At 64.8% G+C, this 1,326-nt stretch carries 2 protein-coding genes; both read right to left on the bottom strand.

Features of this window, described 5'->3' with window-relative positions; translation table 11 throughout:
- Positions 1-38: 38 nt before the first annotated feature.
- Positions 39-395, bottom strand: coding sequence for a hypothetical protein (locus IE278_RS41730; RefSeq protein ID WP_246571875.1), 357 nt, complete (start codon positions 393-395; stop codon positions 39-41).
- A 107-nt stretch (positions 396-502) separates the two neighbouring features.
- Positions 503-1,293 (bottom strand): IS5 family transposase gene (locus tag IE278_RS41725; RefSeq protein WP_373312252.1). Its coding sequence is split into 2 segments (ribosomal slippage): positions 503-978 and positions 978-1,293, totalling 792 coding nucleotides; the frame shifts between segments, so codons are not numbered across the junction.
- Positions 1,294-1,326 lie beyond the last annotated feature (33 nt).

Genomic DNA, 1,326 nt, shown 5'->3' with positions numbered 1-1,326 from the left:
TCTTCGAGCCGTGGAAGTCGACGGAGTGGCCCTCTGTGCTACTCGCTCGGTCGTTTTCCGTAGTAGGGACTGACGGTGCGGGCCAGCTTGCGCTGGATCATCCGTAGCATCCTGATCGTCGCCGCATCGTCGTACCCCGTGGTCGTTGACCATTCGACGCCCGAGCCGGCGAGGTCGCTGACGAAGACGATCTCTGTAGCCAGAAGTGTCCGCGCCCAGTCCGCTGCGCCGAGTGGGGCGTCTTCGCCAAGAGCCTTCCGGAGCCTTTGGCACTGGTCGAACAGATGCTGCGCGCTGGCGAACCCCATGCCGACGGCGATTTCATCGCTGCAGTGTGCAGGGCCGCCCCACTCCAGGAGCGCACGAGTCAGCAGTTTGACCTCGTGCTCGGTCAACAGCTCGCTAGCTCTCGCCATGTCTTGCGACACAGGTTCGCCCTTTCCCGTACTTCGCCGACCTGGCTGGGCCCGATGCCTGGTCTGTATGCGAAGACCTCGGGTGATCACGCTACCTGTCTCTTGAGTCGCCTCCAGCAGATGAGTGCGCACGCCAGTGAGACGAATGCGTCGTGCAGTTCCAGACGTCGCTCCCAGCGGACAGCGAGGCGCTTGAACTGGTGGAGCAGGGCGAAGGTCTGCTCCACCACGTAGCGGAGCTTGCCAAGGCCCTTGATGTTCGGAGCGCCCTTGCGGGAGATCACTGGGGTGATGCGCCGGCGTTGCAGCTCGCGCCGCACGGCTCGGGAGTCGTACGCCTTGTCGCCCAGGACGGATTCGGGGCGGCGTCGTGGACGGCCCGGACGTCCGCCTACCGGCGGGATGCCGTCGACCAAGTTGAGTGTCTGCGTGATGTCGTTGACATTGGCCGCGGTCGTGATGACGTGAAGCGGGATGCCGCGTCCGTCACAGATCAGGTGATGTTTGCTGCCCGTCTTCCGCCGGTCGACTGGTGACGGACCGGTTGAGGCACCCCCCTTTTCGCACGGATGTGGGACCCGTCCACGCACGCGCGAGTCCAGTCGAGCTTGCCGGAAGCATGCAATTCGGTGAGCAGGATCCGGTGCAACTGCTCAAAGACTCCAGCCTTCTGCCAGCGGTCCAGACGCCGCCAGCAGGTCTGCCCGGAGCCGAACCCCAGTTCCAACGGTAGGAGTTGCCAGGCGACGTCCTGGTACAGGACGTAGAGAATGCCCTGCAGGCACAGCCGGTCCGGCACCGGTCTCGGCCCTGGCGAACCCTCCGGCCACGGCGGCAGCAACGGTTCGATCAGCGCCCACAAGTCGTCGTCCACGATCCACGGCCGAGTACTCACAGCATCGCAAACGGC

The organism is Streptomyces tauricus, assembly GCF_014650955.1.
Taxonomy (GTDB): domain Bacteria; phylum Actinomycetota; class Actinomycetes; order Streptomycetales; family Streptomycetaceae; genus Streptomyces; species Streptomyces tauricus.
This window is presented reverse-complemented; position numbering and strand designations above follow the sequence as displayed.